Origin of the sequence: Nostoc sp., from assembly GCF_036917375.1 — a bacterium.
Taxonomy (GTDB): Bacteria; Cyanobacteriota; Cyanobacteriia; order Cyanobacteriales; family Nostocaceae; genus Nostoc.
The window spans coordinates 1-8,511 of the sequence record NZ_JBALDN010000068.1 but is presented as its reverse complement, the minus strand read 5'-3'; the positions used below and the strand labels follow the sequence as shown (position 1 = coordinate 8,511).

General features: G+C 42.8%; 4 protein-coding genes and 1 pseudogene. All 5 read right to left on the bottom strand.

The window, feature by feature from the left end:
* Nucleotides 1–450: 450 nt before the first annotated feature.
* Nucleotides 451–696: pseudogene (locus tag V7K45_RS19020) on the bottom strand (IS5/IS1182 family transposase); the annotation flags it as partial.
* A 507-nt stretch (nucleotides 697–1,203) separates the two neighbouring features.
* Nucleotides 1,204–2,841, bottom strand: coding sequence for a chaperonin GroEL (gene groL, locus V7K45_RS19015; protein ID WP_335006092.1), 1,638 nt, complete (start codon nucleotides 2,839–2,841; stop codon nucleotides 1,204–1,206).
* A 38-nt stretch (nucleotides 2,842–2,879) separates the two neighbouring features.
* On the bottom strand, nucleotides 2,880–3,191 hold the full coding sequence (groES, locus tag V7K45_RS19010; protein ID WP_335006090.1) for a co-chaperone GroES: 312 nt from the start codon (nucleotides 3,189–3,191) through the stop codon (nucleotides 2,880–2,882).
* A 348-nt stretch (nucleotides 3,192–3,539) separates the two neighbouring features.
* Nucleotides 3,540–4,868, bottom strand: coding sequence for a hybrid sensor histidine kinase/response regulator (locus tag V7K45_RS19005; RefSeq protein ID WP_335006088.1), 1,329 nt, complete (start codon nucleotides 4,866–4,868; stop codon nucleotides 3,540–3,542).
* Between the two features lie 5 nt (nucleotides 4,869–4,873).
* Nucleotides 4,874–8,233 carry a PAS domain S-box protein gene (locus V7K45_RS19000; RefSeq protein ID WP_335006086.1) on the bottom strand — a complete coding sequence of 1,120 codons (3,360 nt, stop codon included), beginning with the start codon at nucleotides 8,231–8,233 and terminating at the stop codon, nucleotides 4,874–4,876.
* Between the last annotated feature and the right edge of the window lie 278 nt (nucleotides 8,234–8,511).

The following is an 8,511-nucleotide window of genomic DNA, read 5'->3' as shown; positions in this document are numbered from 1 at the left end:
TCAATGTAATTCAGTATATTGCTCATGCTTCTGTGTAAAAATAACTCTTTAATCTTCTTTTATCACAGAATAATACTATTTTGGAGATGTCTAATTAACACGCGATCGCAGATTGGCGTTTTTGAAACAGCATTTAGGCAGTGGTGTCAAAGTCTGAAATCGAGCTACTGACCGATAATTCACCCACTGCGATCGCAGTTTAAAGGTTGCTGGAACAAAATGGTATTGAATTCTTGCTGAAGGCGAAGGTATTGAGGGTTAATCGCACTGGTAATAAAACCATCCACTCAATGAAGCCCATAATTTTTTGCATAATTAAAATCAATTGGGTGCAGCCAAAGCAGTGATTCCACCTCGCACTAACGCTCAGATTCAACAGTCTAATAACTCTAAACGGCTTTGTTGCATGAAACAGGAAAAAGATACACCAACTCTTAGCAGAGTTAATAATTATTTTTCCACTTTGTAGCTATCTGGTTTACCTAATTGAATCATGCGATTAAGTGCAGCACATTGCAGGAATAACTCAACAGCTTGATTGTCAAAAAAGCGTCGTTTTAGCTTACCCCCAAAAATAATTTTGAGTCGAAACATAGCTGTTTCAGACAAAGAACGTCGATGATATCTGCTTTCTTCCTTCCATTGCTGGCGACCAATTTGATGTATCCGACGCAAATTTTCATCTCTTTGATGTGGAAGTAGTTTAGAGTGGTGTTGTTTCGCTCCTCTTAATTTCCGATCCCACCCTAGCCTGGCCCATCCCCTGAATGAGTTTCACGTAATAACCCCAGAGTTATGAAAAAACCTGTATCAAAGTTTCGTTCTAAAAAGCCAACACACAGAGGTACTGGACAACCAGTTGAAGCTCTTAAATTTCATATCACTAATCAGTCTTTCAGCCTTAACTGAACCGTATTGCTCTATAATCTGATTCAGAAGTTAGAAACATCTTTGATACGAGGTAATGATTTCAACTTTTAATCAATGAACAGTGAGTGGAGAGGTTGAGCGATCGCTCCCGGATCAGACAGAGCTGCATGGATGGGGCGATGATATGCGGGCTGTCCAAAAATTTTTTAGATAGGAAAAGCTTACTCGTTCATGAAATACTTTCATTGATACGAATAAGCTAAAACAGCAAGAACTGCCTTCGTTGATAACGCAATTACTACGCTGATGTTCTAAATGGAACTTCGGTAGTAATTAATAGCCGAAGTCCTCGCCACCCATACCAGCAGCAGTCGGTGATTTAGCCTTTGGTGGTTCTGACTTGTCTACCACAATGCACTCAGTTGTCAGTACCATACCAGCAATCGAAGCTGCGTTTTGCACAGCAGCACGGGTTACTTTAACAGGGTCAACAATACCAGCTTCAAACATATCGACAAAGCGATCGCTTGCTGCATCATAGCCGACGTTAAATTCCTTCTCCTTAATTCGCTCTGTGATAATCGCACCATTTTGACCAGCATTTTCCGCAATCCTTGTGAGCGGAGCATAAAGGGCGCGGGTGAGAATCATTGCACCGATCAGTTCTTCACCATGTAAGTTATCGGCGGCCCAATTTTCCAATTCCGGTGCTAAGTGTACCAATGTTGTACCGCCGCCGGGAACGATACCTTCTTCTACAGCCGCTTTGGTGGCGTTGATGGCATCTTCTAAGCGCAGCTTGCGATCTTTCATTTCGGTTTCTGTTGCCGCGCCCACTTTCACTACAGCAACACCACCAGCTAATTTCGCTAGACGCTCTTGCAGTTTTTCTTTATCATAAGAAGACTCGGTTTCTTCCATTTGACGGCGGATTTGTTCGCAACGTGCTTTGAGAGCCTTTTCGTTACCTTCTGCAACAATGGTGGTGTGTTCCTTGGTTATGTTGATGCGACGGGCTTTACCCAGCATCTCTAGTTTGACATTTTCCAGCTTCAGACCTGTATCTTCGCTGATAACTTGACCACCCGTGAGTATGGCTATATCTTCGAGCATCGCTTTGCGGCGATCGCCAAAGCCAGGAGCTTTTACAGCTGCCACGTTCAGTACGCCTCGCAGTTTGTTCACTACCAAGGTTGCTAAGGCTTCTTTCTCAATATCTTCGGCAATAATCAGCAGAGGCTTGCCACCACGAGCGACTTGCTCTAGCACAGGTACTAAGTCTTGTACCAAGGTAATTTTCCGATCGGTGAGCAGGATGAATGGTTCTTCTAGAGAGGTTTCCATCCGCTCGGTATCGGTAGCGAAATAGGGAGAGATGTAGCCTTTATCAAAGCGCATACCTTCGGTAACTTCCAGTTCGGTGGTCATGGATTTCCCTTCTTCCAAGGAAATCACACCTTCCTTACCCACTTTGTCCATCGCCTCGGCAATCATCTTGCCAACTTCTTCGTCGTTACCAGCAGAGATAGCACCAACTTGCGCGATCGCTTTCGAGTCGTTTACAGGTTTAGCATATTCGGCGATGCGATCGAGTAAGTAGTGAGTAGCTTTATCAATTCCTCGTTTCACAGCAATGGGATTGGCACCGGCAGCTACATTACGCAGTCCTTCCTTCACCATTGCATGAGCCAGAACTGTCGCTGTTGTGGTGCCATCACCAGCTGCATCATTAGTCTTAGCTGCCGCTTGGCGAATCAGAGATACGCCTGTGTTTTCAATATGGTCTTCCAGTTCAATTTCTTTAGCAATAGTCACGCCATCATTGATAATTTGAGGCGCTCCATATTTCTTCTCTAGAACTACGTTGCGTCCTTTAGGGCCAAGGGTAACAGCGACAGCTTCAGCTAGAATATCTATCCCTTTTTCTAAGGCCCGACGTGCATCTTCATTGTAAACAATGTACTTTGCCATAAATATTCCCTCAGAAAACTCCTCAGAACTAAATATGTTTAACCAACCGTTGCCAAAATGTCTTTTTCCGAAAGCAGAACGTATTCTTCACTACCTAGCTTGATGTCAGTTCCGGCATATTTGGAGTAAAGAACTTTGTCGCCAATCTTGACTTCCAGTGTTTGGCGTGAACCATCGTCATTGTGTTTGCCAGGGCCAACAGCAACAACTTCTCCAATTTGAGGCTTCTCTTTAGCGGTGTCAGGCAAGAAAATTCCACCAGCAGTTTTTTCTTCAGCTTCACGCACCTTCACGAATACGCGATCGCCAAGGGGTTTTACTGTAGAAACATTTAAAGAAACAGTTGCCATGCTCAATTCTCCCAATTTAGTTAAAAACTCAAGTTTTTCCCCAAATACTCACTAAATTTGAGATTTGTGGTTAGATAAATATCCAGGTTTGAGAGCGATCGCTTGGGTACTAACCTGATTGCTTGCAATGTAGAAGGGAAGCTTTAATTGGGCAGAAGTTGATGCAGTAGAAGCGTTGATTGAGGAGTTGTGGCGGGTTATTGCTTCAATTCTCCTGACTCTAACAACACAATTGGCGTGATTTCACGTTACCACCGTCAAGTAGATGCGCTGACTCAACGCTTAAAATCTCGTTGGTTAGATTTTTCCCCCAAGAGCAAAATCATTGGTAATGCTGGTGTATGTAACTTAGGCAACTTGAGACACTCGTTGTTGGATGGGAATTTTAACAATGAATGCTGTCCCATTTCCTGGGGTAGATTGGCAGTTGATATTACCGCCGTGCTTTTCTACAACAATTTGGTGGCTGATAGATAAGCCTAATCCGGTTCCTTTACCCGCAGGTTTAGTTGTAAAGAATGGTTCAAACAACTTTGCTTGTACTTCTTGACAAATTCCTGGGCCGTTATCAGCAATGTGAATAGCAACCCAATCATCTCCAATCATGCTTGTACGAATTTTAATTTGGCTTGGTTGTTGTTTAATTTCCTCAAAGGAACGCTGTTGATTGTAATCATCCAAGGCGTCAATAGCATTAGATAGAATATTCATAAAAACTTGGTTTAGTTGTCCGGCATAGCATTCCACTGGGGGTAATAAACCATAATCTTTTACTATTTGGATTTCGGGATACTCTGGTTTTGGTTTAAGACGATAATTTAAAATTGTGAGCGTGCCATCCAGACATTCATGAATATCAGTCTCCGTTCGGCTAGCATCGTCTGTACGCGAGAAAACCCGCATGGATTTGACAATTTCACGAATTCTGCGTGCGCCAAAATTCATTGAATTGAGCAATTTTAATAAATCACTCTCAAGAAAATCTAGGTTTGTTACTTCTAATTCTGCTTGAATGCGAGGTGCAGGATTAGGATATTCTTCTTGATACAAATGCAGAAGATGTAGCACTTCTTGAGTATATTCATTGGCATGAACGAGATTGCCATAAATGAAATTTACAGGGTTATTAATCTCATGGGCAATGCCAGCTACCATCTGTCCTAAACTGGACAGTTTTTCACTTTGAATTAGCTGAATTTGTACTTTTTTAAGGTACTCATAAGCTTGGCTGACTTCTGTAACTTTTTGCTCTAATAGTACATTTTTATGCTCTAGCTTGGTGGCTAAATCATGCAGTTTTAAGTGCAATTTGACCCGTGATAAAACTTCTTCTTGTTGGAAAGGTTTAGTGATATAGTCTACAGCACCAACTTGGAAACCTTCGATTTTATTGCTGGTATCTGATAGTGCCGTCATAAAGATAACGGGAATATCTTGAGTTTTTGGATCTGCCTTTAATAGACGACAAGTTTCAAATCCATCTATTTCTGGCATCATGACATCTAACAAAATTAAGTTGGGTAGAGCATATTTGACCCGCTCTAGTGCGACTTTTCCTGATTTCGCTACCCACACTTCAAGACCTGCTTGATCCAAGGTGTCAGACAAGACACCTAGATTAGCAGGATTATCATCAACAATTAGAACTGTCTTAGTTTGTTCGATTGTAAGGCTCATAAGGCTTACTTGTGAGGGTGAATTAATGCCAAAATTTCTTGGTCTTGAAAACCTTTTGCCAGTTGATGCAGCTGTTTGGCAAAGGGAGTATATTTTTGATCTATCTGTGAGATTAATGCTGCTTGTTTTATGATTCCCTTAAAATTACCTTTCATCACTAACTCATACAGAGTTTCTAATTCTGCTGGAGGTGGTAAGACTAGTTCGGGATGATCTTTAACTGTCTGATTCTCAGTTGTCTGCTCTTCATAGAGCCATTCTAAATTGAGATGTTGTCGCAATTTTTGAAATAGCACGATCGCCTGTACGGGTTTAGGCAGAAAATCATTTCCGCCTGCTTCGATGCTGCGATGTTGATCGCTTTCAAACACGCTGGCTGAAGAAACAATAATGATGATGTTTTTAAAAGCTTCTGACTGGCGAATGCGCCCGATTAACTCAAAACCATTGAGTTCTGGCATTAGCAAGTCAGTAAGCACCATATCTGGTTGAAATTCTAAAATCTTTTGCCAACCCTCTTCTCCATCATTAGCTTCTACAACTTCAAAACCGATGGGAGTGAGCAAGTTGTTAATTACCGAGCGGTTTTCCCATTTATCATCAGCAACCAGAATCTTGGGTTTACGGTCTTTGATACCGATAATTTGCCCATAGTCGTCAGCTTGAGAGGTTTTCACCCATTCTTGAGCTTCTTTTAGGTTGACATCAAACCAGAAAATACTGCCTACACCGCTCTCACTTTGAACTTGAATGGTGCTGTCCATTAATTCCACAATTCTTTGGCTAATGGCCAATCCTAATCCTGTACCTTCAGTTTGTCGTTGTCTGTCGCCTGCTTGCTCAAAGGGTTGAAAAATGGTTTGGAGTTTTTCTTGAGCGATACCAATTCCACTGTCGCGGACTTCAAAGCGGATTTTGCCTTCTGAGGCATAGCTAATGGTAAAGGTGACTTGACCTGCATCAGTAAATTTGATGGCATTACTGAGGAGGTTAATTAAAACTTGTCGCAGCCGTTTTTCATCAGCACGAATACCAACGGGTAGTTCGGAAGCCAATTGATAATGGAATGGAATGCCTTTAAGTTCGGCACGAATGCGACACATTTCCGCTACACCTTGGAGAAAGGCAGGAAAATGGAAATCGCTGGTCATCAGTTCCACTTTTTGGGCTTCGATTTTCGACAAATCGAGGATGTCGTTAATTAAGGTGAGCAAATGAGAACCGCATTGATAAATGACATCAATACGCGATCGCTCGTCTTCATGGAGATTTTTAGAACGTTGCAAAATTTGAGCATAGCCGAGGATACCATTCAGCGGTGTGCGTAACTCGTGGCTCATGTTAGCGAGAAATTCGCTTTTAGCATGACTGGCGGCTTCTGCTGCTTCTTTAGCTTTGGTTAAGGCGATTTCAAATTGTTTGCGTTCGGTGATGTCAGTGTTAATTTCGAGTTGATTATAGGGCTGCCCGCTTCCGTCACGCTGTAATGTCCAGCGACTTGCTACAATGATATGTCTGCCATTACGGGTTGTATGATGCAGTTCTCCTTCCCAATTTTCTTGCTGTAAAAACTCGCTTAAAACGGTTTCTAAGGGTTTGGGAAAGACTGTTTCTAAGAATGTATGAATATACTGCCCAATCACTTCTTCTCGTTTCCAGCCGTAGAGGAGTTCTGCGCCTCGATTCCAGTACACAATTCGGTCATCCATGTCTCGAATTATGATGCTGTCGCTGGCTGAGTCTAAAACTTCTAGGGTTTGTTGCAGCTTAACTTCTGCTTGTTTGCGTTCTGTAATGTCGGTGTTGGCTCCTACCCACTCGCGGATGCTACCATCTAATCCTAATATCGGCACGCCACGCACCATCAAGCAGCGATATTCGCCGTCATAACGCCGTGTCACGGTCTCGACTTCGTAAAAAGTGCGATTAGTTAGGGCTGCTGACCATTTCTGGGCAATAGACTCTCGGTTCTCAGGATGGATCATGTTCAGCCATCCCCAACCTTTAGCTTCTTCAAAGGTTTGCCCAGTGAAAGCACACCATTGCGGTTGGTCAGTAATAAATGCACCCTCAGCATCAGTAGTCCACACAATTTGTGATGTCGCTTCAATGAGCTTACGGAATCTTTCTTCACTAACTTGTAGTGCGAGTTCTGCTTGTTTGCGATCGCTAATATTGCGTGTTGTGGCGATGATACCGAGAATATTGCCGTGAGTGTCGCGCCAAGGAGCTTTTGTAGTGAGAAAGGTGCTTTGGATATTACCGTTAAAAACCTCTTCCTCATAGGTTTCGGCTTTGCCTGTTGCTATTACTTGGCGGTCTTTGTCCATGATTGCCAAGGCAGCATCTAGCGGCAGCACTTCAGTATCCTCTTTGCCGATAATCTCTTCTATTGGTTTGCCCATGAAATTGGCCAAATTAGAGTTCAGGGCAACATGACGACCTTGGCAATCTTTGACAACGATAAAATCAGGTGTACTTTCTAAAATTGAGCGTAATAGAGTGTTGCTCTCGCGTAAAGCCGCTTCAGCTTGTTTGCGTTCGCGCAGCGCAGCTTGCTGTTCTGTAATGTCGGTATGAGTTCCAACCCACTCACGGATGCTACCATCTGGTGTGAAAATTGGAATACCCCGCGCCAGCATATAACAATATTCACCATCATGTCGGCGCAAGCGGCATTCTACTTGGTATTGGCTGCCATTTTTTACTGCTGTTTCCCACGCTTGGGCGGTTAAGGCGCGATCGTCTGGATGAAGTGCTTCTAACCATCCCCAACCCAAAATTTCTTCTAGGGTTTGTCCAGTAAATTCTCTCCAAGTGGGAATATCACAGTTAACAAGACCATCAGACGGAAGTATCCAAACTATTTGAGAAGTGGCGGTAATGAGAGACCGATAGCGTTCTTCATTTTGTTGCAGTGAGATTTCTGCTTGTTTTTGCTGAGTGATGTTTTGAATAAACATCGTAATTCCGCCAATTTCACCACTTGCTAGATGCCAAGGGCGGATTGACCAGCTTACCCATTCTACAGAACCATCACATCGGGGAAAGGGGTCTTCATGATTTTGAGCGATCGCTCCTGCTAAACACTGTTGGTGAATTTGCTTCCATTCTGGGGGAATATCAGGAAAAACCTCGTAATGAGAGCGTCCAATAATGTTTTTAGTCAGGTTATAGTCTTCCAGCCATTTGCGACTCACAGCAAGATACCGCATATCTCGATCAAATATAGCTATTCCCATAGGAGCATATTCAATCAAGTGATGCAGAGCTATTTCTGGTGGATGGAAATTTATATCAATTTTCGCTCCAGTCCCTTGGAATTGAATATCCTGGGGGTTGCTTTGCTTTGGTATGTAGCTCATGCTTTTTGATTACTTGTTCTCCTGAAAGTTGTCAGAGGGGAATCTGCTGTTGAGTCGTTGGCCAATCTACTTTAGATTCAGAGTTCCCTAGAAATTCTGAAAACTAACAAAAAACGTAAGGATTCAGGTCTAATATTGAGGAAGTAAAGAAGGGCGAGACAGGCATTTACTAGAATTAGCAATTAACAATGCTGCGGACAAAATTAGGCAGCAATAACCCCGTAAGAACGTAGGTTTTGATAGTTAGGATGGGATTTAATTAAAGTTGGCGAGAGTCC